Source organism: Paenibacillus sophorae, from assembly GCF_018966525.1.
GTDB classification, from domain to species: Bacteria; Bacillota; Bacilli; order Paenibacillales; family Paenibacillaceae; genus Paenibacillus_AQ; species Paenibacillus_AQ sophorae.
The window spans coordinates 1,072,899-1,096,910 of the sequence record NZ_CP076607.1; the positions used below are offsets into that span (position 1 = coordinate 1,072,899).

General features: G+C 55.6%; 22 protein-coding genes and 2 pseudogenes. 13 read left to right on the forward strand and 11 right to left on the reverse strand.

Annotated features, from left to right (window positions below; all coding sequences use genetic code 11):
• Nucleotides 1-107: 107 nt before the first annotated feature.
• Complete coding sequence (locus KP014_RS05180) at nucleotides 108-416, reverse strand: hypothetical protein (RefSeq protein ID WP_036601619.1); 309 nt, start codon at nucleotides 414-416, stop codon at nucleotides 108-110.
• A gap of 154 nt (nucleotides 417-570) precedes the next feature.
• Between KP014_RS05180 and KP014_RS05185 the strand changes: the two genes are divergently transcribed.
• The 3 genes from KP014_RS05185 (at nucleotide 571) to KP014_RS05195 (ending at nucleotide 3,772) form a co-directional block, all read left to right on the forward strand.
• Entirely contained in the window at nucleotides 571-1,245 is a 675-nt protein-coding gene (locus KP014_RS05185; protein WP_036601611.1) for a DUF421 domain-containing protein, read from the forward strand.
• Between the two features lie 88 nt (nucleotides 1,246-1,333).
• Entirely contained in the window at nucleotides 1,334-1,966 is a 633-nt protein-coding gene (locus KP014_RS05190) for an NAD(P)-dependent oxidoreductase (protein WP_036601613.1), read from the forward strand.
• Between the two features lie 54 nt (nucleotides 1,967-2,020).
• The gene (locus tag KP014_RS05195) at nucleotides 2,021-3,772 is read left to right on the forward strand and encodes an NAD(P)H-hydrate dehydratase (protein ID WP_090834253.1); all 1,752 of its coding nucleotides are present in this window, start codon (nucleotides 2,021-2,023) and stop codon (nucleotides 3,770-3,772) included.
• Between the two features lies 1 nt (nucleotide 3,773).
• On the opposite strand, the gene KP014_RS05200 is transcribed toward KP014_RS05195, so the two are convergent.
• Nucleotides 3,774-4,217, reverse strand: a complete 444-nt coding sequence (locus tag KP014_RS05200; protein WP_036597237.1) for a hypothetical protein — start codon at nucleotides 4,215-4,217, stop codon at nucleotides 3,774-3,776.
• 183 nt (nucleotides 4,218-4,400) lie between these two features.
• Between KP014_RS05200 and KP014_RS05205 the strand changes: the two genes are divergently transcribed.
• The 5 genes from KP014_RS05205 to sdaAA all read left to right on the forward strand — a co-directional run bounded on the left by KP014_RS05205 (nucleotide 4,401) and on the right by sdaAA (nucleotide 7,829).
• The gene (locus KP014_RS05205) at nucleotides 4,401-4,994 is read left to right on the forward strand and encodes a DUF4269 domain-containing protein (protein WP_036597238.1); all 594 of its coding nucleotides are present in this window, start codon (nucleotides 4,401-4,403) and stop codon (nucleotides 4,992-4,994) included.
• 63 nt (nucleotides 4,995-5,057) lie between these two features.
• On the forward strand, nucleotides 5,058-5,570 hold the full coding sequence (locus tag KP014_RS05210; RefSeq protein WP_051500235.1) for a GNAT family N-acetyltransferase: 513 nt from the start codon (nucleotides 5,058-5,060) through the stop codon (nucleotides 5,568-5,570).
• A gap of 31 nt (nucleotides 5,571-5,601) precedes the next feature.
• Nucleotides 5,602-6,021 carry a GNAT family N-acetyltransferase gene (locus KP014_RS05215; protein WP_036597239.1) on the forward strand — a complete coding sequence of 140 codons (420 nt, stop codon included), beginning with the start codon at nucleotides 5,602-5,604 and terminating at the stop codon, nucleotides 6,019-6,021.
• A 231-nt stretch (nucleotides 6,022-6,252) separates the two neighbouring features.
• Nucleotides 6,253-6,957: an L-serine ammonia-lyase, iron-sulfur-dependent subunit beta gene (sdaAB, locus tag KP014_RS05220; protein WP_036597240.1), complete on the forward strand. Its 705-nt coding sequence runs from the start codon at nucleotides 6,253-6,255 to the stop codon at nucleotides 6,955-6,957.
• Nucleotides 6,954-7,829 carry an L-serine ammonia-lyase, iron-sulfur-dependent, subunit alpha gene (gene sdaAA, locus KP014_RS05225; protein ID WP_036597242.1) on the forward strand — a complete coding sequence of 292 codons (876 nt, stop codon included), beginning with the start codon at nucleotides 6,954-6,956 and terminating at the stop codon, nucleotides 7,827-7,829. The genes sdaAB and sdaAA overlap by 4 nt, the downstream gene beginning before the upstream one ends.
• 7 nt (nucleotides 7,830-7,836) lie before the next feature.
• Here the strand turns inward: sdaAA and KP014_RS05230 are convergent, their stop codons facing one another.
• A complete protein-coding gene (locus KP014_RS05230) occupies nucleotides 7,837-8,139 on the reverse strand; it encodes a hypothetical protein (RefSeq protein WP_036597244.1) in 303 nt (100 codons plus the stop codon).
• A gap of 51 nt (nucleotides 8,140-8,190) precedes the next feature.
• On the opposite strand from KP014_RS05230, the gene KP014_RS05235 reads away from it, so the two are divergent.
• Entirely contained in the window at nucleotides 8,191-8,388 is a 198-nt protein-coding gene (locus KP014_RS05235) for a YwbE family protein (protein WP_036597246.1), read from the forward strand.
• 223 nt (nucleotides 8,389-8,611) lie between these two features.
• On the opposite strand, the gene KP014_RS28605 is transcribed toward KP014_RS05235, so the two are convergent.
• Nucleotides 8,612-9,613 carry an HNH endonuclease signature motif containing protein gene (locus tag KP014_RS28605; RefSeq protein WP_246590642.1) on the reverse strand — a complete coding sequence of 334 codons (1,002 nt, stop codon included), beginning with the start codon at nucleotides 9,611-9,613 and terminating at the stop codon, nucleotides 8,612-8,614.
• 296 nt (nucleotides 9,614-9,909) lie between these two features.
• Between KP014_RS28605 and KP014_RS05245 the strand changes: the two genes are divergently transcribed.
• On the forward strand, nucleotides 9,910-10,449 hold the full coding sequence (locus tag KP014_RS05245; protein ID WP_246590643.1) for a hypothetical protein: 540 nt from the start codon (nucleotides 9,910-9,912) through the stop codon (nucleotides 10,447-10,449).
• Nucleotides 10,450-10,481: 32 nt separating this feature from the next.
• A complete protein-coding gene (locus tag KP014_RS05250) occupies nucleotides 10,482-11,282 on the forward strand; it encodes an AAC(3) family N-acetyltransferase (RefSeq protein ID WP_036603983.1) in 801 nt (266 codons plus the stop codon).
• Nucleotides 11,283-11,386: 104 nt separating this feature from the next.
• On the opposite strand, the gene KP014_RS05255 is transcribed toward KP014_RS05250, so the two are convergent.
• From KP014_RS05255 to KP014_RS05270, 5 genes and pseudogenes are all read right to left on the reverse strand, one after another.
• Complete coding sequence (locus KP014_RS05255; protein ID WP_090834255.1) at nucleotides 11,387-14,452, reverse strand: S-layer homology domain-containing protein; 3,066 nt, start codon at nucleotides 14,450-14,452, stop codon at nucleotides 11,387-11,389.
• 191 nt (nucleotides 14,453-14,643) lie between these two features.
• Nucleotides 14,644-15,945, reverse strand: a complete 1,302-nt coding sequence (gene serS / locus KP014_RS05260; protein ID WP_090834256.1) for a serine--tRNA ligase — start codon at nucleotides 15,943-15,945, stop codon at nucleotides 14,644-14,646.
• 659 nt (nucleotides 15,946-16,604) lie between these two features.
• Complete coding sequence (locus KP014_RS28610) at nucleotides 16,605-17,123, reverse strand: integrase core domain-containing protein (protein ID WP_343223050.1); 519 nt, start codon at nucleotides 17,121-17,123, stop codon at nucleotides 16,605-16,607.
• A 68-nt stretch (nucleotides 17,124-17,191) separates the two neighbouring features.
• Nucleotides 17,192-17,506, reverse strand: a pseudogene (locus tag KP014_RS29325) (IS3 family transposase); the annotation flags it as partial.
• A 29-nt stretch (nucleotides 17,507-17,535) separates the two neighbouring features.
• A complete protein-coding gene (locus KP014_RS05270) occupies nucleotides 17,536-17,856 on the reverse strand; it encodes a helix-turn-helix domain-containing protein (protein ID WP_175491868.1) in 321 nt (106 codons plus the stop codon).
• Nucleotides 17,857-18,313: 457 nt separating this feature from the next.
• Between KP014_RS05270 and ssuE the strand changes: the two genes are divergently transcribed.
• Both ssuE and KP014_RS28615 read left to right on the forward strand, forming a co-directional pair.
• Nucleotides 18,314-18,868 carry an NADPH-dependent FMN reductase gene (gene ssuE, locus KP014_RS05275; RefSeq protein ID WP_036587729.1) on the forward strand — a complete coding sequence of 185 codons (555 nt, stop codon included), beginning with the start codon at nucleotides 18,314-18,316 and terminating at the stop codon, nucleotides 18,866-18,868.
• Nucleotides 18,869-19,970: 1,102 nt separating this feature from the next.
• Nucleotides 19,971-21,083 (forward strand): annotated as a pseudogene (locus KP014_RS28615) (methyl-accepting chemotaxis protein); the annotation flags it as partial.
• 281 nt (nucleotides 21,084-21,364) lie between these two features.
• On the opposite strand, the gene KP014_RS28620 reads toward KP014_RS28615, so the two are convergent.
• Together KP014_RS28620 and KP014_RS05285 are read right to left on the reverse strand one after the other, a co-directional pair.
• Nucleotides 21,365-22,486 carry a Gfo/Idh/MocA family protein gene (locus tag KP014_RS28620; RefSeq protein ID WP_051499258.1) on the reverse strand — a complete coding sequence of 374 codons (1,122 nt, stop codon included), beginning with the start codon at nucleotides 22,484-22,486 and terminating at the stop codon, nucleotides 21,365-21,367.
• A gap of 243 nt (nucleotides 22,487-22,729) precedes the next feature.
• A complete protein-coding gene (locus KP014_RS05285) occupies nucleotides 22,730-24,004 on the reverse strand; it encodes a sensor histidine kinase (protein WP_090834261.1) in 1,275 nt (424 codons plus the stop codon).
• Between the last annotated feature and the right edge of the window lie 8 nt (nucleotides 24,005-24,012).

Sequence of the window (24,012 nt, forward strand, 5' to 3'; positions counted from 1 at the left end):
TGAATTGGATATGGAACGATCATTGATTTACAGATTGGCAAGGCAGCGGCCCGCTCCAGGGATACCCGGAGGCGGGCCGCTGTCTGTGTTTCCTCGATTCTTGCGACTTAGTAGCGGGGCGTCCGCCGCGCGGACGAAATACCCTCAATCAGCAGAACCAGGGCGGTTATGGCATGCATGATCCAGCCTACGATTGGAATAAAGGCAATAATTGAAGTAACGACTCCGATGATGTTGCCGGCGACGGGTCCACGCTCATTGTACAGCACGGCAATAGCGACGGCATGCAGCAGAAAAGCGACCCCCAGCGGCAGCCAGGCGTTGGCCACCACGAATGCGCCGCCGATGAACGGAAGCGCCAGAAAAGCCTCGTAAGCGAAAGTACCCCATTTAAACAGTTTTCCCCAAGGAGACATCTCCTTCACCAACCTTTCCTTATATTACTATTCCATAGAACGTGCGGTGATACAAGGACTGCCGCCCTTTACGGTCCTCTGATCATTTTTCAACCGCTCTGCGGATTGGTTAATATTCGTTGTGGCTTATTAATGATTGCAGGAGGAACGTATTATGGACTATGAATTCATTACGATCAAGCTGGTCACCGGTTTCATCGGCTTATGGATCATGACGCGGCTGCTCGGGAAAAAGGAGATTTCCCAGTTGACTCCCTTCGATTTTGTCTCCGCGATGATGCTGAGTGAAATTGTGGGCAATACGATTTATCAGGAGGACACCCGTTACTTTGAGCTTATCTACGGACTGCTGCTGTGGGGCGCATTATCCTATGTATTCGAAAAAGTGACGCAGCACGCCAAACGGATGCGCGCCCCGCTCGAAGGCTCAACCTCCATCCTGATCTGCAACGGCAAAATTGATATGAAGGAAATGAAGCGTAACCGCCTCGACTTCGGACAGCTGCGGATGATGCTGCGACAGAAGGATGTTTTTGCCCTGGAAGAAGTGGCGTATGCTATATTTGAGAACAACGGGTCGCTCAGCGTCATGAAGAAGCCGGATTACGAAACGCCGTCCAAGAAAGACCTTGGGATGCCGCATGAGGAGCCTTTTTTTGCCTACTCGCTCGTAGAGGAAGGGGACATTCTGGAGAACAATCTGAAGAAGATCGGCAAGGACAAGGAATGGCTGGAAAGCGGGCTGCGGGATAAAGGCTGCCGGGATATTAAATCGCTGGCTTTTGTGGAATGGAGCAAGGACAAGGGCTTTTTTGTCATGGAGGGCTAAGATGGCCTGAGTGTTGGGGAGAATTGTGAGGCAGGACTCTCAGGGAATATGATAAAAGAAAATGACGATAGAAAGTGAGGAAAAGGAAATGAAAATGGTGCTGTTCGGCACATCGGGAACGATAGGGCGCGCAATTCTGGAAGAAGCGCTGAAGCGGGGGCATGAAGTGACGGCCCCGGTTCAGCAGCCGGAGGCGCTGGAGATCCAGCATGGAGGTCTGCTTACGCTGCCTGCCGACCTGCTGAGACCGGAAGAGGTGGCCCAGGCCGCCAAAGGCCACGAGGCCGTGATCAGCGCTTATGAGCCTGAGTTCGGTGCAGAGGGCGAACTGCTTGAAGTCGCCCGTTCGCTGGTTGAAGGGCTAAAGACTGCCGGGGTGAACCGGCTGATTATAGTCGGCGGATCGGGAAGCCTGAAGACGGACTCGGGCGACCGGTTGATGGATACACCGGAGTTCCCGGAGGAGGTAAAGCCGCTTGCGGCGGCTCATGCCGATGCCTATGAAATCTATGTGCACTCCGGCCTGGATTATACATATGCCAGCCCTGCAGCCATCATCTCGCCGGGGCGGCGTACAGGACAGTTCCGTATTGGACTGGACCGGCTCGTTGTAGACGAGGACGGAAGAAGCGAGATCAGTGTGGAGGATTACGCTGCGGCGGTGATCGATGAACTGGAGGAAGGCCATTTCATCAAGGCGCGGTTCACGGTGGGATATTGACGCGCTCAGCCCATGACGGCAACTTCGGTGAATAAAGAAAGGGGATAGCAAGGGATGCATTTGGTTACAGCGGAAGAAATGCGGCGGCTGGACCGCATCACGATTGAACGGCTGGGCATTCCGGCGGTTGCCCTGATGGAAAATGCCGGGCGTGCTGTCGCGGAGGAGATTATTGCCCTGTGCCGGCGGCGCGGAGAGGGCAGCACGCCGCTGGCAGCCCAGGCGCTGCGGGACAGTGCCGCGCTGCGCAATGCCGGAGCGTGGGCGGCCCACGCTCCCGTGGCCGCGCCGGGATTCGGCACGGCGCGGAACACCGCCGCGGGGCCAGCGCTCCGCGGCGGCAACCCCGGCGGCGCGCTGGCGGCCGCGCCGAAGCTTCTCATCAGCGGGGACGCCGCGCTGATGGCGGAGCATGCCGAAGACGAGCACTGGCTCGTGCTCGTCGGCAAGGGCAACAACGGCGGCGACGGTCTGGTCGCCGCCCGGTACTTAAGCGAGGCGGGCATCGCCGTCTCGCTGCTGTACGCGGTCCCGCCGGAGTCGCTGACCGGCGAGGCTGCCCTGCAGCGCGATGCCGCTGCGGCAATGGGTCTGCCTGCCGCCGTGCATGGCGGCGGCAGGCCCGACTTTGCCGGGTACAGCGGCATCCTGGATGCGCTGCTGGGCACGGGCGCAGCGGGCGCGCCGCGCGGCGCCTACGCGGAGCTGATTGCCGCGGCGAACGGCAGCGGCAAGCCGGTCGTGTCCGCTGACATTCCAAGCGGACTGCATGCGGACACGGGCGAGATGCATGAGCCGTGCATTCAGGCGTCGCTTACGGTCTGCCTCGCCTTCCTCAAGCGCGGCCTGCTCCAGTATCCCGGTTCGGGCGCTGCGGGCCGCATCGTTGTCCGGTCCATCGGCATTCCGGCGGGACTTGCCCGAGAAGAGGGCTTGTCCGTCTATTGGCTTACGCCCGATGTGCTGGAAGGCGTGCTGGACATCGATGTCTCGCGCCGGCGCGTGCCTGACGGGCATAAAGGCACCTACGGCCATGTGCTGTTGGCCGCCGGGTCCTTGCGCATGAGCGGGGCCGGCCTGATCGCCGCCCGCGCCTCGCTGCGTGCGGGCTGCGGGCTTGCGACCTGGGCGGTGCCGGGCAAGCTGCTGCCTCTTCTTGCAGGCGCGGCTCCGGAGCTGATGCTGGCGGACGCCGGCGGTGAAGCGGACGGAACCTGGAATGCTGCGGCGGCGGAAGAGGTGCTGAATCTCGCCGATAAGAAGGACGTGCTGGCCGTCGGCCCGGGAATCGGGCGGTTCGAAGAGGACAAGGAATGGCTCAAAAGAATTTGGGAAGGCGCGGACTGTCCGCTTGTCGTGGACGCGGACGCGCTGAACATTCTGGCGGAGTGTGATTACGGGATATGGCAGGGGCGCCGGGAGGCTGTGATTTTGACGCCGCATCCCGGCGAAATGGCCCGGCTGGCCGGTGTGAGCACGAAGGAAGTCCAGCGTGACCGGATCGGACTGGCGCTGAACTACGCCCGGGAGCACGGTGTGGTACTTGTGCTTAAAGGAGCGCATACGGTAATTGCCTCGCCGGATGGCCGCATTTTTGTCAACACGACCGGACATCCGGGGATGGCCACCGGCGGGGCGGGAGACTGCCTGACCGGCATCATCGCCGGTCTGCTGGCGCAGGGGCTGGACGGCGTTCAGGCTGCGGCGTTCGGAGTCTATTTGCATGGACTGGCAGGCGAACGGGCAGCTCTTCTCCGGGACGATCCGGCGTCGGTTATCGCTTCGGATATTATCGAGGCGCTCTGATTCAGAGCAGCAGGCAGAGCAGCGGAACGAACAGGGCAAACACGGGCAGCAGAGCCGGAATGCGTTCACCGGCCAACTGAGTCAAGCGGAACAGGAGCAATACCGCTATTCCGGCGAACGCGCCGGCTGCCCATCCGCTTCCCTGGTCGTGAGCGAGCCACAGGCCCGCGCCGAACCCGGCAAGGGCATATATGATCAAGAGGAAGGCTCTCGATCCGGTTCCCGTAAGTCTCAGCAGGCCGTCAGCCAGCAGCGAGACGGTAAGAGCATAGGCGTATACATTATATGCCGGCGAAGCCAGCCAGCCTGCGGCAGTATGGGGCCCAGCAAGTGCGAGCAGCCCCAGCAGCGTGGAGGTCAGGCCGGCAGCGGACAGCTTGCTCAGCGCATACATGCCCGCCGTCAGGCGGACGGACGGGAAGTTCTCGGTGCGGATAGGTTTCATACCGATTCTCCTTTGGGCGAAATAGGCTATATTTTTACGAGAAACGGATGCCCTCCTCCTGCGAGAACGGCGCAGCCGTTTCTTTCTTCTTGGGTGGTATATTTCTATGCATTCGCCCAGGGAAGGGTGACCGCCTGGGCGGCGGCTCGCCGGGCAACCAGCGGCAACAAAGGAGGGAGCCGCATGACGGCATTCGATGACTGGAAGGACCTTTCATATTTGAAAAATGGCTCGCCGGTTCAGCGGGAGGTACATGCCTTGCTCAAAGATTTAAAGCTGATGAATGCCCTTGCGGATTGGGACCCCGTTCTGGCCGGGACGGTCCCGCTGGGGCTGCAGGTGCCGGGCAGCGATCTCGATATTTTATGCGAAGTGCATGATTTCGGCGCATTTCGTGACGCGGTTGAACGATGCTTCGGCGGGGCGGCGGACTATCGGTGCTCCAGCCGGGAGGTTAACGGAAAGCCGCGCATCGTTGCGCGTTTTACGGCAGGAAAGTGGCCTGTGGAAATTTTCGGGCAGCCGGTACCGGTAAGAAGGCAGAACGGCTATATCCATATGGTCGTGGAGGCCCGGATTCTGGGGATATTGGGCGAGGGCTTTCGGGATCGGGTGCGGCTGCTGAAAGCGGATGGAATCAAGACGGAGCCCGCCTTCGCACAGCTTCTGGCACTGGAAGGCGATCCTTATATATCGCTGCTTCAGCTTGAACGGCTGGATGAACCGGCGCTTGAGGCGTTGTGCCGGAAGGTCTGGCCTAAGTCGGGCAGTGCATAGAAATGAAAACGGAATTGAAAATTTATGGGAATGATGATAAAAGTGTAGGAGGTGACGACATACGTGGAAATGATGATCCGCAAGGCGTCGAACAAGGATGCTCCGGCCCTGGCCGGGCTGATGGAGCAGCTTGACGGCAAATCACATTCTGTGCGGGACATAGAGCTTCGCCTGGATTTTATTGAAATGAGTCCCATTGAGGATCTTTTTGTATGTGAAAGCGCAGCGTCATCGGCGGATGACGAAGGACCGGCCTTGCTCGAACGAGAAACGAATGTCCCTGTAAGGAAGGGGGCGCCGGCCCTGCTTGGCTGTCTGGGATTTCGGCTGAGAGAAAATATAGAGGACCTGACCCGTTACGGGGAAATTTCACTGCTGGTGACGGATAAGGCTGCAAGGAGGCAGGGCGTCGGTAAAAAGCTGATGGCGTTTGCGGAACAAATGGCGGCCGGGCGCGGCTGCAAGGGCACCTGGCTTGTCAGCGGAACCGCCCGGGAAGAGGCGCATCGTTTCTACCGGGAGCTGGGCTATGAGATAACGGGCTACCGCTTCGTAAAGCGGGGAACGGAGAACTGATTTATTTTGCGTGGGGAAATCGGGGGGGAGAATGATGATTTATAGAGAGATGACGAAGGAAGATTACGATGCGGCCTATGGGCTGTGGGAGAATACCGAAGGCATGGGACTCAGCGCGGCGGATTCGCGGGGGGAGATTGTCCGCTTTCTGGAGCGCAACCGCGGTCTCAGCCATGTTTGTATCGCTACGGACGGAGGGCTTGCCGGAACGGCTCTGTGCGGCCATGATGGGCGTCGGGGCTTTTTGTACCATGTGGCCGTAGACGGCCAGCACCGGGGGAAAGGCATTGGACGCGGGCTGGTCACCCGCTGCCTTGATCGGCTGCGCGCGGAAGGCATCGCCAAATGCCACCTGATGGTCATTGGGAGCAATGCGGACGGACAGCAATTCTGGAGCGGAATCGGTTGGGAGCTCAGGGACAGCATTCTGCTGTACTCGCACAGCACCTGATGAAACGCAGCCGGCCCTTTTCTTAAAGAAAAGGGACTTGTTATTTGTATGCGTGTGGTGTCAGGCGCCCGATGAAATAGCCTGCGTTTTTCCGTTATTCGACAAATTTCACAGTTCAGCTACCGCTGAAGTATAATAAATAGGCAATGATTGTATTTGCTTTTAAATGGACGGAGCGGCGGGAAACCGAATGCGGCATTGTGAGATTTGGAAGAAAGCGGAGGCTTAAGCATGCGGTTTAAGGATGTATTTTCTATTATAGGGCCGGCGATGGTCGGGCCATCGAGTTCCCATACGGCGGGCGCGGCTCGCATTGGCCGGGCGGCCAGGCAGTTGCTGGGTGAAATGCCGCGAAAGGCCGAGGTTATCTTTTTCGGGTCATTTGCGGCTACGTATCAGGGACATGGTACGGACCGGGCGATTGCCGGAGGGCTGTTGGATTTTTCAACCGACGATCTGCGGCTGCCGGACTCCATCGAAATCGCTGAAAACAGCGGCATGGAAATTTCGTTCCGGCAGGGAACCGGATTATTCCCCCATCCCAATACGGTGCGGCTGCAGCTGACCGGAAGCGGCGGGGAGTTGACGCTTACAGGTATATCCATCGGCGGCGGGAATATCGAAATTATCGATATCAACGGCTTCAGCGTCAGACTGTCCGGAATGTATCCGACCGTTCTGATTCATCATATGGACTATCTCGGCGTGCTGGCAAGCGTAACCGATACGATGCGCCGGGGACAGGTGAACATCGGGCATATGTCTCTGGACCGCAAGAACCGCAGCGGAGCAGCGCTAACCGTGCTGGAGCTGGATGAAGCTCTGTCTCCGGAGCTGCTGCGGGTGCTTGAAGAACTGCCTGCGGTAAAATCGGTAAAGCTGATTCACCTGGACGAAAGCTCGAAGGACGAGAATGGAGAGGGGCGGAGCTTATGAATTTTCAAACGTTAAGCCGGCTCGCCGTTCTGGCGGAACAACGGGCTTTAAGCATTGGCGCTCTGATGGTGGAAGAGCAAAGCGCTGAATCTGGACGGTCTGCGGAACATGAATTTGCCAAAATGAAGGAATATTACGGGGTGATGAGGGAGGCTGTGCGGCGGGGGATGCATGAGGACACGACCTCGCGCAGCGGACTTACGGGACTCGACGCCCAGCGCGTCGGCGCCTATAACGCGGCGGACGAATCCTGCCTTGGCGGCCCGGCAGGGCAGGCGATGGCCTATGCGCTCGCCGTCTCGGAGGTGAACGCCTCGATGGGACGCATCATCGCCACTCCGACGGCCGGTTCCTGCGGCATTATTCCCGGCGTATTCCTAAGCTGCCAGGAACGATTCGGCTGGGACGACGATTACATGACGTACGGACTGTTTGCCGCTGGAGCCATTGGCTATGTCATCGCCAATAACTCCTTCGTCTCTGGTGCGGAAGGAGGCTGCCAGGCCGAGGTCGGCTCGGCGATCGGGATGGCGGCGGGAGCGCTCACCGAACTGCGCGGCGGTACTCCGGCTCAGGCGGTGCATGCCGTGGGCCTGGCGCTGAAGAATACGCTCGGGCTGATCTGTGACCCGGTCGGGGGACTGGTTGAAATCCCCTGCATCGTCCGCAACGGTTTCGGCGCTGTGACTGCGCTGGCTGCAGCGGATATGGCGCTGGCGGGAGTGCGCAGCGTCATTCCGTCCGACGAGGTCATTAAGGTTATGCTGGAGGTGGGCTCGTCCATGCCGGAGATTCACCGCGAGACCGCCGGCGGAGGGCTCGCCCAGACGCCGACCGGCCGCAAAATCATGGACGATTTGCGGCGCAAATAGAGCCTATTTACAGCAAATTGAAGCGGCGGAGCTGCTCCCACTGCCCCTCCAGCTTGAGGATTTCCGGCTGCCTTGGGCCGATGAGATCGAAATGGGGAAACGGAGGCCGGTTGTGAATACGCTCGGGCGGCAGTCCGTGAGCCCTGCACCAATCGGCAAGGCGATCCAGGTCGCTGCAGCCGACTTTGGTTACGGTCGTAATGCCGGGAAACCTCGGATCGAGCCAAAAATGGGTCAGGAAGGCGATCTCCCCTGCGGAGACCGCTTTTTTCCATCGATTTAATTCTTCGCGCTTAACGCCAAAAGCCATAGGGGTTCATCCTTATCTATGTGTATAGTCATTATGAAAGGAGGACAAATCATGAATGGACAGAGCAGATCGGATATCCGCCCGGGACTTGAGGTGGATATCGTGCTGAAACAGGACCAGGCCTCGGGCAAGCTGACCCGGGGTACGGTCAAGGATATTTTGACGAATTCGCCCCGTCATCCACACGGCATCAAGGTAAGGCTGACGAGCGGCCAGGTGGGCCGGGTCAAGCATATCTTGGGACCGTAGCATGTCCGAGGCTACCGGGCAAGCGAGCCCCCGATGAATTGGGCAGCGTCCGGCTAGCCGGTTAGATCGGCTTTGATCAGACGATGCGGTGCCTGGTGAATTAATCGGCAAGCGCGGCGAGGGCCAGGGATGCTTCCGCCCTCACTGTCGCAAAACGCCCCGTTCTACGGCGCCAGGGTGCCAGACCCTGCCCGTCGGATGGGGCGTTCGTATAACTTACGTATTATTTGCCCATAAATTCATCCGCGTACTGGTCCGCTTTGGCCTGGTTGCACAGATTGCAGGCGCAGACGCAGTTCATCGGCGTTGTATGTCCGCCTTTGGCGCGGGGCAGCAGGTGGTCGATCGTATCCCCATACAAGCCGCAGAAATGGCATGTATAGTTGTCCCGGGTCAAAATATATCGGCGGAAGTCCTTGTTGCTGTACAGCCGGCGGATCGTCCGCCTGTTGACCACCACGGCGGCCTGCTCCCGCACCAGCGTGACGGCGAGATCCAGCTCGATCTCCTGATGCCAGCGCCGTCCCTTGTCGCTGTGTCCCCGCATCAGAATCATCCCCCGCTTGGAGGGGACGAGCGCAGAGACATCATCCGAAGCGGGCTTTGGCCCGCGCTGGCGCTCCAGGGACGCTGTCTGCTCGGCCGCACGAGGGCGGGGCTTGGGTTTGGCAGAGCCATCAGCGGCGGAGACATACAGCTTCCGCTCGGCAGAGGCCGGGTGCCGGGAACGCTTGCGCTTGCGTTCGCCGGCCGGACGCGCCTCCCCGGCGGCGCTTGGCGCGGCAGCGCCCGTCACAGGCTCCTGCGCGGGCGTACTGCCCGGCGCGGACGCCTTCCGCGCAGGCGCTTCCGCCAGGCGGCGCAGGCTGGCCCTGCCGGTTCCGGCAGGCGCCGGGGCGATGCCGCTCGCCGGAAACGGCGCTGCTTGGCGGCCAGGCACTTCGGCGGCCCGGACTGTCGGCGCTGCAGCCGAGCGGGCCGCCGCTGGCACCGCCGCGCTGGATCCTGGCGGCACAGCTCGGGAATTGGGCGGCGCTGCCTCATAAAGCGCTGCTTTACAGGCCGCTTCGGCTTCGCGGCGTTTCCGGCATTCCCGGCAGGCGCCGCGGCGCGACTCCGACTTGGAGCGCTTGCCGGTGCGTCTGCGGAATTCCGATAGCGGTTTATACTGAAGACAATAAGCGCATTGTTTGGTTGCATGCGAATCAACTAATAGTATAGACATGCTCAAAAGCGCCGGCTGGAACCGCCGCTCTCTGTCACCTCTTTTTTTGAAATCTATGAATTTATATCCGCCAACAGAGCTGTTGTTATTAATTGTGGGGGGTCAGGAATCATTTACTCCCTTCGTTCAAGTATAACGCAAAGTGCGGATAATCACACTTCCTGCTGTTTCCGTGCTTTTTAACAGGGTGTAATCCGTGTCTCATACCGGGGAGGGAAGTTTTGGTATAATTAGAAAAGCTGATGACCGCTCGTTCCTGAGCCGCCTATTCCAAGAGTGGAAGCGGGGAAGTATGGATGAATCAAAGAGTAAAGGAAACGATTAAGCCGAGCGCGGGAGCGGGGACGGCAAAGTCCGGAAAACGGCCGGCCGCCGTGATGTTTCTTTATGTTTTGCAATTTTTTTTGGGCGTGGGTGCGATTGGCGGCGGGCTTGCGCTCATTATCGATCCAAGCGGAAGCATGATGGGAATGCCGGCGGATACGGTGCTGCAGCGTTCTCCTTTTTCCAGCTTCTTGTTCCCGGGTATTTTGCTGCTGGCGGTATTCGGGGTGTTTCCGCTCCTTGTGCTGTACGGTATGGTCAAAAGACCGCGCTGGGCGTGGGCTGACGCATTTAATCCTTTTAAAGAGCTGCATTCTGCGTGGACGTTATCATTATATGTGGGATTCGGACAAATTATCTGGATTATGGTGGAAACTTATATTATGAACGCGGTCAGCCTCGTGCACGTTTTTTATATGAGTCTTGGACTGCTCATTCAAATCGCGACTCTGCTGCCTTCGGTCCAGCGGTTCTTTCAGCTGCCTCACGGGCCGGGGAGTTATAGGAGATAACGGAAGTATGTTACAAGATCGGAGATCATCTTATGAGAGAAATACAGGGGAACTTGATTACGGTAGAGACGCTGGCGGAGGACCTTCGGCAGCTTGGCCTGCTGAAAGGCATGACGGTGCTGCTGCACTCCTCCTTTAAATCGCTGGGCGAATGGGTGGCTGGCGGGCCTGTCTCCGTTATTCTGGCGCTTGAAAAAGTGCTGGGTGAAGCGGGCACGCTCATCATGCCGACGCATTCAACTGATCTGACCGACCCTTCGGGCTGGTGCAACCCCCCGGTTCCGAAAGAGTGGTGGGAAACGATACGGGAGCAGATGCCGCCCTATGCCCCGGACTTGACGCTTTCACGCGGGATGGGCATCATCCCGGAAGCTTTTCGCAAGCAGCAGGGAGTAAGGCGAAGCGGGCATCCGCTGTATTCCTTCGCTGCTTGGGGCAAGCATGCGGATACGGTCACTGCCGGACATGAGTTGCCGTACGGTCTTGGCGATGGTTCGCCGCTTGGACGCCTGTACGATCTGGACGGCATGGTGCTGCTGCTCGGTGTGGGGCATTTGAACAACACCTCCATACATCTTGCGGAATACCGTGCAAGCTATCCCGGCAAGAAAGAAGTGAACGCCGGCGCTCCGATCACCGAGGATGGGGTCAGAAGGTGGGCCCGGTTTACGGATTTGGAATGGAACTCGGATGATTTTGGCGAAATTGGCGAGGACTTTGAAGGGGAGAAGGGGCTGATTCGGCACGGTCTTGTCGCAGCAGCTCCCGCGCAGCTCATGTCCCAGCGGGCCATCGTCGATTATGCCGTACATTGGATGGAACGCCGGCGCTAAGCGGGTGGAGCGAATCCCATCACTATGCAAAAGAACCTTCAGAACCACAATAAATGTGGAACTGAAGGTTCTTTGTTTATCGAATATGGCATGCAAAGTGGGGCTTAATTAATGAATTTCAGCACCTTGAGCGTCTTCTCCAGCATGACCGCCGCTTCCGCGCGGGTTGCCGTCTGCCCCGGAGCGAAGAAGCCGTCCGGAGTGCCCTGGATGATGCCGGCTGCGGCCATCTCGGCTGCCGATTTTCTGGACCATACCGCGATCGCTGAGGAATCCTTGAAAATCCCCAGCGTCTCCATTTGGCCAGGCAACGACGTTCCGGTATGCTTAGTTGCTTTGGACAGGATGGCCGCTATTTCCTGGCGGGTGATCGGGCTGTCCGGATGGAAGCTGCCGTTCGGATAGCCGGAGATCAGTCCTGCCGCAGAGGCCGTCCGAATCGCTCCCGCATACCATTTGGACGGGCTGACATCTGTAAAATCCGCCGTACCGTCTACCGCTTCGAGACCCAGCGCCCGTGTAATCAGCGCTGCGAATTCCGCGCGGGTCACCGCTTTCGACGGCGAGAACGCCCCCGTGTCATTTCCGTTGGCAATCAGCTTGGAGGCCAGCAGGTCAATGGACGATTTCGCCCAGTGCCCCGTAAGGTCACCGAAAGTCTTGGAAGATTCAACGACGGTATAATAGCTGTTGCTGGCTCGTTTAATGGTGACTTTCGCCGTACCGTCGGCATTTGTCGTAAAGACGGAAGGGACGAAGGAAAGCGCGCCCGTGTCCGGATCGTACACGACGCCCGTAGCCGTCTTGTTATCCAGCGAACGGCCTGCTTGAATCGTTCTTTCCACATACTTGCTGCCGAAACGGTTAACCGGCACGCTGCGGTTTCCGGCTTTGGCCGTGACGGAGAACTGAATGACCGGTGCAGCCAGCGTGAGCGAGCCTTGTTTGGCAGCGGCCTGGTTAACTCCGGCCGTCGTCGCCGCATCCGCGGGCTTGATGGCGACGGTAACTGTAAAGTCGCCCGTTCCGAGCTGAGTCGTAATCGCCGTACCATTAAGTACACTCAGCGGCAGCGAGTAGGAGGCAAGGCCTGTGTCAAAGGTCAGTACGAGCTCAGGTGTTGCGGCAGCCTGCTGAATCAGCGCGCTGCCCGGAAGAACGACTTCCGCGCCGCCTGCGGAGGCGGTAATCGGGATGACCAGCTCGCTGCTGCCGGCAGGCAAAGCTGCCAGCCGCTGCGTCAAATCTTCGGGTGTCAGGGTCGTTACCTGAGCCGGTACTCCCGAAGCCGAAGGCGTCGGCGCAGGACTTGCCGAAGGTGTCGGGGTTGGCGCTGTTACGGTTCCGCCGCCACTTCCGGGCGCAGGCGAAGCCGCAGCGCCTTTCAAATTGGTGATCCGGCCTTCAAGGCCGATGTTCACCTGGCCGATTTTGCCTAAATATTCATTGAACACTTCATAGTCCGGCACGTACAGTTCATAATAGCGTCCATCCGCCTTGGCCCCCGCCAGCGCCCGGTAGAAGTCGCCGCCTCCGGCCATGAAGGAGTTCGTGGACAAAATATAGTAGCCTTCCGGGTCGACCGGAGCGTAGCTGCCGTCCGGCTGCTTGATCTCTACCGATACAATCCGCTTGCCTTCCTGCTTGACCGCATTGGACGCCGGATCGACGATTTCCGGTTGTTTCGCCGAATCGAAAGTGTACCGCATTCCCGATACCTGTGGGAACCGTCCCTGATCGGCTTCCAGTCCGCTGACGCCGTTTTCCAGAGACGAAATAATCTCCTTGCCGGTAACCTTGAGGGCTACAAGGCTGTTGTTGAACGGCAGGGTGGTCAGCACTTCGCCGAGCGTAATGTCGCCCTGGTTAATCGGAGCCCGGATACCGCCGCCGTTTTGAATGGCTACAAAGCCCTTAATGGAAGATAATTCAGACGGGGAGAGCAGTTTGCTGACCAGTTCCGTCGATTTGCTGTTGATGCTGTCGGCGATCAGATTGCCGATTGGCGTTTCTTCCTGTCGAACAACGCGTACGGATTTACCGTCGATCATACGGTGAGTGTACAGATCCGTGTAGGTATTGCCGACGACGGTCTGACGGACGGCTTCAAGCTGGGCGTCGTAAGGAGCAAGCATAGACTTCGCTTCGGTGTCTTCGGCGTATTTGGCAATGTCCAGCAGCCTGCCGGAGAAGCTTGTGAGCTGCCCGCCCGTGTTAAAAGAGACATCGAGCTCCCCGAGATTTTGTCCGTATTCGCCCGTCTGCACAATGAGTGTGGTGTCTCCGGTGCTTCCGTGCGGAACCTCTACCGGAACGTCCAGCTTCGTATGGGTATGGCCCCCGACGATAATATCGATTGCAGGCACTTCCACCGCGAGCTGTTGGTCAATGTTATACCCGAGGTGGGAAAGGGCGATAATCTTATTAATGCCTTTCGCTTGCAGCATGCTTACTGCCTTTTCTGCGCTTGTCTTGTAATTCTCGAATGTGATTGTGTCGCCCGGAGATGACAGTCCGACGGTTTCTTCCGTGGTCAGGCCGATAATGCCGACTTTCTCGTCGTAGACATCCTTGATGACAGTGGGGTAAATATTGCCGTTCTTGGCGGGGGTGCCGGGGTCGCCGATCAGGCCAGTTTCATTGTGATACAGCCCGGCAAGCTCGCTGTTCTTCGTTGTAAAATCGATGTTGGCGCTGACGAACGGGAATGAAGCCCCGTCCATGAAGGTTTTTAATGCGGGTAGTCCTTTGTCGAATTCATGGTTGCCGAAAGTCATGGCATCGTAGCCGATGTAATTCATGAACTCCAGATCAGCCAGACCTTCGAATTTTGTAAAATACAGCGTTCCGGAGAAAACGTCGCCCGCGTCCAGCAGTATCGAATTGCCGGTACGCTCGCTCTTGATCGCCGAAATCCGTTTGGCGACATATTCAAGATGGCCGTGGGTGTCGTTCGTGTGCAGCACGCGCAGTTTGAAATCCTGGTCGGAGTAAGTAGCCAACTGCACGGTTGCCGCATCCGGAACAGCAGCGGGACTTTCCGCCAGCGCTGTTCCAGCCGCATAGGCTTGTCCGCCTCCGAAATTGACGGCCGGGAACAGAGCGGTCAGCAGCAGGGCGGCCGTCAGCAGGAGACTGTACGATCTCTTACATTGAGAAGATAAGTTCATGTAATCTTAACCTCCTATATTAGTAAGAATATATTTAATTATAATAGTGATAATCTGAATTTTGGCAATTATTCGAAAAAAATTGTTAGCAGAGCACAAATTGCTAGAGAGATTTTCCAAAAATATTGAACAAAACGGCCCCGCCCCTTCGCTGGTCAAGCGAAGAGCGGGGCCGCTGTGCTTACCCGCCGTTACTCAAGTACCCGGGCCGGCTGCGGAGCGGGAATAACCTCTCGCCCATCCATGTATTTACGCAATGCCTGCGGAATATAAATCGAACCGTCCTCCCGCTGGTGGTTCTCCAGCAGCGGAATAAGGATGCGCGGCGTGGCGGCAGCCGTATTGTTCAGCGTATGGCAGTACCGCAGCTTGCCATCCGCACCGCGATAGCGGATATTCGAGCGGCGCGCCTGGAAATCTAGCAGATTCGACGCCGAATGCGTCTCCCCGTAAGCGTTCCTTCCCGGCATCCAGGTCTCGATGTCGTACTGCTTGTGCGTCTTTAGCGACATGTCGCCGGTGCAGACAGCCACAACGCGGTAGGGCAGCTCTAGCAGCTGCAAAATATGCTCGGCGTTCGCCAGAATCTCCTGCAGCATGCTCTCCGACACCTCGGGGTCGTTCTCGCACAGGACGACCTGCTCGATCTTCGAGAACTGATGCACGCGGTACAGCCCGCGCACATCCCGGCCCGCCGAGCCGACCTCGCGGCGGAAGCAGGCCGACATCCCGGCCAGTCTCATCGGCGCTGCCAAGTCGATGATCTCGTCGCTGTATAGCGAGACAAGCGGAACTTCCGAAGTTCCCGCAAGCCAGCGGTTCTCGCCGCTTAGCTCATAAGTCTGGTCCTCTCCGCCGGGGAAGAACCCGGTGCGCACAAGCGTCTCCGGCCGGACGATAGTGGGCACGTCCATGACCGTAAACCCCCTGGCGGCAAGCACGTCAAGCGCGAGCCGCTGAACGGCGAGATGCAGATACAGCCCGGTTCCCTTCAGCGTATAGCTGCGCGGTCCGCCCGCCTTCACGCCGCGCGGAATGTCGATGATGTCATGCAGCTCGCCGAGCTCCACATGATCCCGGAGCGTGAAGCCGAACGCGGGCGGCTCCCCGCAGCGCCGGACCTCCACGTTGTCCTTGTCGCTCTCCCCGATAGGCGTATCCTGCGATACGGGATTTGGTGCCCGCAGCATCAGCTCCCGGCATTTGGTCTCCGATTCGGCGAGCCGCGCTTCCACATCAGTCAGACGGCCGCCCAGTTCCCTGACCTGTTCTTTAACCGTTTCGCACTCCGCACGATTTCCCTGCCGAAGCAGCGTCTCGACTTCCTTGGTCAGCGCATTGCGCCGCGCCCGCAGCTCTTCGGTCTCTTGGCGCAGGCCGCGCCGGCGGTCGTCCCATTCCAGCAGCTCATCAAGCGGGAAATCCACCTTTTTCCACTTGGCCGTCTGTCTGACAAGCTCCTCGTTCTCCCTGATCCAAACCATGTCCAGCATAACCGTTCGCTCCTTTTTGTGAAAAAATACAAAAAACGCCCTCATCCATGGGACGAGGAGCGTCAGCTCGCGGTGCCACCCAGGTTGACCGAACCCGGCCTCAAACAGCGGTATTCGATCCTCTTTGGTCTTCGCGGTAACGGGCGAAACCCGGTAGACTTAGAGAGCGGTCTTGATGCCGCCCCGGTCGCAAACGCCTCACGGTTGGATGCCGGTCGTTGGCCTGATCGGGATGTGATGTTGCCGTTTAGTATAGCGCAGGAAGGTGTTAATGGCAAGGCAACAGAGCGGAAGTTGGCAGAGCGTAGTATTGGCGGGTCCTAATTCTTTCTCATCCGTCAGGATTATCCACACAGAAGTTTGGGTTCAACACTAAAGTGAGGCTTGACAAATACAGATTCCCTTGTTCAACCTGACGCGTCAGGGCATGTTTGTTTGGGACCGTCCGTCTGGCTGGCAAAACAGCTCAAGTGCAGTTTTTTTCATCGAAAGCGTCGGTTATCAGGAAGTTCCTGTGATTGTGCAGGGATTTCAACTGTGCGGAATGAATTTGAGGTTGAACAAGCCCCCAAAAATGCACAGTCGGCTAGGCCCCTTTAATCCGGAGTCATCCCCTACAATTAAGATTCGTTCGTACAATAACTCTTTATTTCGAGCTCTTACATGGCTTTATGAAATTTCGATGAGTCCTCCAGCGTTTTGACCCATTCTGAAAACTGCGCAGGAGGCATTAATTTTAAGCTGCCATGCATCTTGCGGTTGTTGTAGAAGTCCATGTATTGATCAAGGGCCTCGTAGGCTTCCTCGAAGGTCCTGAACTCTTTTTTGCTGAACAGATCGCGTTCCAATAAGCTATGAAATGATTCAATGTATGCATTCATATTCGGTGTCCGCGGCGGGATGCGTTCGTGAATCATATCCAGGCTCTCACAGGTATCTCCAAATAACTTGCTGACGAATTGCGGCCCGTTGTCTGTTCGAATCACGGGCATGACTTCTTCGGATTGGAGACGACTCTGTAGCGCCCGCCATAGGGTTTGGACCGCATGCTTGGCCTCACATACGGGTCCTCTGTACTGCTGGACCACGACACGGTCAAACACATCAATGATGCTAAGTACAAAAAAGAAACGTTCCTGGCCGATGATATAGCCGTACTTAATGTCCATTTGCCACAACTGGTTGGACCCGGTGACAACCCGGTTTTTAGGGAGCCGGCGTGGATGTGAAGGGAGCGCTTACGGGATTGCTGAAGAATCCCTAGCTCCTTACACAAGCGATACGCTTTCTTCTTATTCAGCTTTACGTTGTACCGGTTACGAATACATTGCGCAAGAAGTTTGTAGCCATAGACATGCTCTTCGCCTTCGAGGAGCTCAAGCAGCCACTCCTTGATTTGTTCATCACAGACTCTCTCTCCCGTAACCGTGAAGGAGTGGCCCGGTACCGGACGGCCCAGCTGGCTTTCTGCCTGACGTGTTGTTGCCGGACAGACCCCCCGTTTTTTGCGATCGTAGTACGTCGATTCGGATAATCCAAGGATGCGCAGAACCCATGCCACCGGTTCACCCCGCTTAATAAATAGGTCTGCTACTTCGAATTTTTCGGATAAGCGGGGGGGTTCTTTTTTAGCAGTTCACGGAGAATCTCAAGCTCCAGTTCTTTTTCTCCAAGCACCTTCATGGCTTTTTCGTAGCGTTGTTCCACATCCTGCAGTCGCTGAAGTTCTTGCAGATGCTCATCTGCAACCGGAATATCTTCTGGTGGAATCGAGTCACGATGATCCCTGATCCAACCACGTATGGTTTCGGGATGGATGTCATACATACGGGATAATACCCCCACCTTAACTCCAGCCAACGCTTCCTTCACAATTTTAAGCCGTGCTTCCTCTTTCAGCCTCTTTCCCATTCTCGTCATCTCTCCCTTATCTCCAGTTTAAATTATTGGGTGGGAGGACTCCAGTTTGTTTAGGGGGCCTAGGAGCAGTTACAGGCGCGTTACCCCGTGGCTGCTTCAAATGGAAAAAAAGATGCACTATTTCAGGTTTTCTGCCCTATCCTGCTTACTCGCGCCCATTGAAGTTCGGATTACGTGGGCAGTTTGCCCGCCGCTACGGCTGCGGCCGTAACCTCTTCTTTCTTGCGGAGTACTGTTCTAGAAGAGAGTTTGCCGCGTTCGAACATCTGTGCGGTATTTGATGCTTAAAGGAGCCTCTCGCCAAGATCTCATTATTTGCAGGCTCGTTCCATGCTTTAGAGCTCGTCCGCGTTGACATGGGCAGTGTCCCTTTGTTACGATAATTTAAATTTAAGTTATTGTCGGGTTTGCGGGGCCCTTGCTCCCTGACCGACAGAAGAGGTGGAAAGTGGCTAAGATTGTAGTGATTAATGGAACGCCGTCGCTCGTATCGCGCATCAATGCGGTGATCGAGTATGCAGAGAATGCGCTTGGCGGCAAAGGATTTGAGGTCGAGCGGATCAATGTGGCGGAGCTGCCGCCGGAAGATCTGATTCATACGAAGTTCGAGAGTGAAGCGATTGTCAAAGCGAACGGCCTCGTGGCGGAAGCGGACGCTCTGATCATTGTAAGTCCGGTATACAAAGCTTCCTATACGGGGGTTCTCAAGACGTTTCTGGATCTGATTCCCCAAAAAGGGCTTGCCGGAAAAATCGTGCTTCCGCTCTTTATGGGCGGCAGCCTTGCGCATCTGCTCACGATTGATTATGCGCTGAAACCGGTATTGTCCGTGCTGGGCGCGCGCTACATCCTCGGCGGCGTGTACGCGGTGGACTCCCAGGTTGTGCGTAATGATGCCGGAGCGGTGGAGATTGCCGAAGAGCTGCAGCTGCGGCTGGACAATGCGCTGGGTGAGTTCGCGGAAGAGACGGAGCTGAAAGCTGGCCGCAAGGCGCGGGACTAGCCGCTTTGGATAGACGAATTCCGGGATGAAAGACCTACAGCTGAAAAAAGGATCATGTAGTACGAAAAAAGCAGTCTATCCTCAGGCCGAGGACAGGCTGCTTTTTCTCTTTCAGCCTGAATCGTTCCGTGGGAATCTTCATTGACATAGGAAAATAATCATGCTAGATTTCATAGTAATTTAGTAGGAATAGTATACTTTTAAAGATTGAAAAGGGGTAAAGGTCATGAGTTCATTGGTTAGAGCGCTTAAAGCGAGAAGTACATGGAGATTTTTTGGACTGCAGCCGGGAATCGCTTTGTTGAATAGGCTATCCTTTCTCGGAAAGTTTACTCTAATCGGGATAGCGGTGCTGGTTCCCGTGCTTGTATTGGCCGGACAATCGGCAGTCGAATCACGAAGCTCGGTCGCGGTCGTTAGGGGCCAGATTGACGGGCTGAAGGCTGTTCAGATATCGGGCGGACTTTTGCGGCTGTTGGAGCGGCATTCCATTTTGCAGGCAGGGACCTATGCAGGGATACCGGATACCGGAGAGCTAAAGACAGTCGAAGCCGAGATCGACCAAACCATAAACTCTCTTGAGGCCAATCAGGCCGCATTCCCTAACGATGCTTCACTGCATGAGAAATGGAACGCCTATAAAGACCAGTGGAATAATGTTAAAACACAAGGGCCGGACTTAAGACGCCTGGAAAGCCTCGACGTACATATGAAGCTGTTGACTCAGACAGTGGATCTGATAGACCTTCTGGCGTTAAAGTCGGAACTTTTGCTGGAGAACGATCCGGGGCTGTTCCTGATAAAAGAGGAAACTCTTCGTAAGTTCCCTTCGTTCCTGCTTCAGCTCGGACTGTTTCAAACCGACACGCTGACTGCGGTAACGCAGACCACGATCGACGATGTTGTCAAGAACACGATAGCCGCGGACTGGGATTCTGTGCAGAGTGGGTGGAGGAGTATTTATGCGCCGTCTGCGGGCTCTACCGAGCAGGAAGACCCTGCACTCAAGAAGGTGAGAGCGGCGGATGCGGAAACGCAGGAGAGTGTCGAGCTTGCGCTTGAAAAAGTGGAATCCGGGGTATTGATGCCGCTGAAGGTAGCGATGAATCAGGAGGAATGGCTGCAGCTGTCGGAGAACGCGCTGGACCGTTCTTTTGCGCAGTGGAATGGACGAATCGACTGGGTCAACGACAGATTGGAACGGCAGGTTCAGGATGGCAACCGGCAGGCCTTCTGGACTCAACTGATCGGAGGAGGGGCGATTCTGCTCTCTCTGTATTTGTTCACGGCACTTTACCGCTCGATTACCCGTGTAGTGACCGAGATCAAGCAGACGGCCTCCCGGATGGCCGACGGGGATCTATCCGCCCGGTTTCACGTTGACACGAAAGACGAGCTAAGGGTTGTAGCCGACAGCTTTAATCATATTGCCGAATCGTTCAAGTCCGTTCTAACCGAAATCAGCCAGTCTTCCAGTCAATTGGCGGCCTCTGCCGGGCAGCTGTCCCTCAGCGCCAAGCAAACATCCAAAGCGTCCGGGCATATCGCGGGGATTACGGAGAAAATCGCCGACGGCGCCGGTCTTCAGGTGCTTAGGGTGGAAGAAAGCGTACATACCATTCATGAGGTCGCTTCACAAATACAGCAAATCTCCGAACGTGCATTATCGGTTGCGGAGACGACTACCACAGCCTCCGACAAATCGTCCAAAGGGGGAGAGGCGGTCCGGACTGTATCAGAACAGATGAAATCCATCAGCGGCTCTGTTGACAGAGTAGGAAAGGTAATTGTCCGGCTGTCATCCATTTCTCAGGAAGTTGGACAAATGAATGAGGTCATTACGCAATTGTCGCAGCAGACCCACTTATTGTCGCTTAACGCCGCCATTGAAGCAGCCAGGGCGGGAGAGCACGGACGGGGCTTCTCGGTAGTCGCCGAGGAGGTAAAAAATCTTGCAGAGCAGTCCTCCCAATCAGCCGAACAGATCGCCGGCCTCATTCAGACGATTCGCTCCGATATCGGCAATGCGGCGTATTCCATGCAGGAGGCCACGAAGGAAGTGGAGCTTGGGATGGAGCTTGTCCATACGGCGGGCAGTTTGTTCAGCGAGATTGAACATTATGTCGATGAGGTGAAGAGCCAGGTTCAGGAAGTATCGGCGGCAACCCAGCAAATCTCAGCCGGTACAGGGTATGTCGTGCAATCGATTCAAGGCATCTCCGACGTAGCGCAAACCACCGCATCCGGAACTCAGGACGTCTCCGCCGCAGCCGAGCAGCAGCTGGCTTCGATGGAAGAGATGTCTTCCTCCTTCCATGCTGTAACCGATATGGCGGAAGGGATGCAGGAGCTTGTAAGCCGCTTCCGGTGTAGAAGCCGCTATTTCCGGCTACGCCCTGAAAAGAAAATGAGTGCAGTATCAGCAAACGAATCCATCCTCTGCTTTAGGCGGAATGGATTCGTTTTTGGGTTTGAGACATTTTGCAGCTGCATGGTTCAGTCTGAGGGTTCCGTTGTTTGCCTTGTTCCGGTATCGGCGGCTTTTTGTACCGCGTCGATCAATGTGTGGGCGGCCAGTGCAGTATGGAAATCGGGGGCCAGGCGGGTGTTCCCCTCCAGATCGCTATAAATCTGCCTGTACAGCCCGGCCAGATTAAACGCCGGACCGGCTGTCAGGCCCGAAGGCTGCAAAGTATACTGCGGCGGAATGGGCAGTTCGCCGAAGGCTTTGTTGCCCGGATGCGCTCCCTTCAGCGTGAAAGAGTCGATTTGAAACATGAAGTTCTCGTTTGATTGCAGGACCAAATCGCCTTCTGTCCCGTTTATTTCAATGAAAAAATTTCCTGTGTGGGTATTACGGATATGGGTATTCATTATCGCGCCGCCCGCCAATTTTCCGGTAATGATCACATGGTCGGGCGAAGTGGATTGAACGATTTCCCCTGTTTCCATAATGGGTATCCGGTCCGCTTGCGTCTCAAGAATGGCCGACACTTCCGAGAAGGGTCCGAACAGATACGTCATCCCATCGAGCAAATGCCCGGCGGCTATGGTTAGATGGTTCGCTCCGTTTGTCTTGTCCAGTAAATAGACCCGGGATTGAGGGATCTGCTTTGACCGCGTAGGGAACAGGGGCAGCGCGTAGCTGCAGTGTACGGCCCGGACTTCCCCGATATATCCCTCGGCTATCAAGTCTTTCAGGTAGCGGACAGCCGGGTTGGCCCGGGACTGCAGTCCGGTAAAGTGACGAACTCCCTTTTCTTCGGATGCATGGAGCAAGTGAGCCGCCTCAGTGGACGTTCGCCCGAGCGGAAACTCGCAAAAGACGGATTTTCCGGCGTCCAGAGCGGTTTGTACCAGCTTTTCATGCTCCGGGACTTTAACCGCGATGGTAACCAGATCGACATCCGGATGGATCGCAAGCTCATACGGATCGGTAAAAGCATAGGGTACGCCAAAACGCTTCGCTGTTTCATCAGCGCTGCCTTGGCGGGTTGTGCAGACGGCGGCGGCCTGAAATTCAGGAAGCGCGAGCAATGCCGGAAGGTGGGCAACCCCTCCCCAGGAACCGTTCATATTCGCACCAATGATACCGACTCCCCGCTTGTTTATTTTCACAACACCCAACTCCTTGTACATGGAATGTATGTTAGTTATAAAATGCGGCTATAACGTTACGATAATACAAGGACTGAGTTAATGTAAGTGGGCACTTTTTTGTTCCCGGGCGGGAATGCCTAGCATTTTTGATGAGGAGTGTTGTCATTGGTCAAGAAGGCGGATGGAGCGTCTGGAAATCAAGCAGGTTGGAAGCCGAAGGCGTGGCGTCACATCGCGAGCAGCTTCCGGAGGGAGGCGCGGCTAGTCTGGAAAAGGAAGCACAACAATAATTTCAAATTGTCCGGAAGTGCTCGTTTTTTTTACATGTCCTCCATACTTCTCTGCTATTTTTTGAATATTGATAAGACCGTATCCGTGCAAATCAGGATCGGCTTTCAAGACTCGTAACCGCTGATCAGTGGATTCTTGCCGAGAGTTGATAACATGAATAACTAGAGCCTGGCTGCTAGATTGTACTCGCAGGTGGATGAACTTATCCTCAACCTTAGGGACCAGCCGGGCTGCTTCAATAGCATTATCTAAGACATTACCAATTACGATACATAGATCATAGCGATCAATTTTAATATCTGAGGTGACAGCAGTTATATTATATTTCATCACAATGCTGTTTTCCTTAGCAACATGAAGAGCATTACTGACTAAAGCGTCAATAACCAGATTGCCGGTAGTTATGTTTCTATAAGAGGCATTTATCTGATCGAGAGATTGATTAATATGTCGGATAGCCTCTTCCGGTTGACGCTCTTGAATGCAGGCGCGAATGTACAATAATTGCTTGTTCGTATCATGAACAATCCTTCTGATACTCTTAAAAGACTGCATGGTTTTTTCGTAACAATCATCGTGATAGTCCATCTGTCTTTGTAAGTGAAGGCACTCCCCTTTTAATCGGAGCTGTTCATTTAAACTATCGAACAAAAAAATGATAAAGATGTTGATGCAAAGAATACTAATAACAGACATGATGTAAAATGAATTTTTCTGGCAATAGAAAAAAAGTGTATTTAATACAATCAGGCTGAATAAAATGATTAAGGCCATGACGAGATAATACAACTTGCTTATTCTCAATTCATAACCCCGTTTGATGGATCGGATGAGCACAATGAAAAGGAGCATCATAAGTGTGGAGAACAGCAATGTTAATAATCGGTTCTCTGGCTTGGAGAAGTTATCCGCTCCGAACATACCCTGAAGCTCTGAAATGAATGAATAGGAAAGAGATTCTGAAATAAACCCCAAGACAAGATAAAGCATGGAAAAGATCAACTTGGATTCAAATCTGATCTGATAAAGAAGTGCGGTTAGAAAAGCACTCAAGAAAGATATAATAGTGGTGGGAATCACAGGGAAGAAGGAAATAGATGATGCATATATGATTCCTCCTGACACAGTATAGGTAGCGAGAATGACATAATTGTTCTTGTTTGGAGAATTAAATAAAGCGGAAAAATAACGATTTAACAAGATAAGGTGCATTAGAGTTGTTCCAATGAATAATACGTTGAACAAAGGGGATA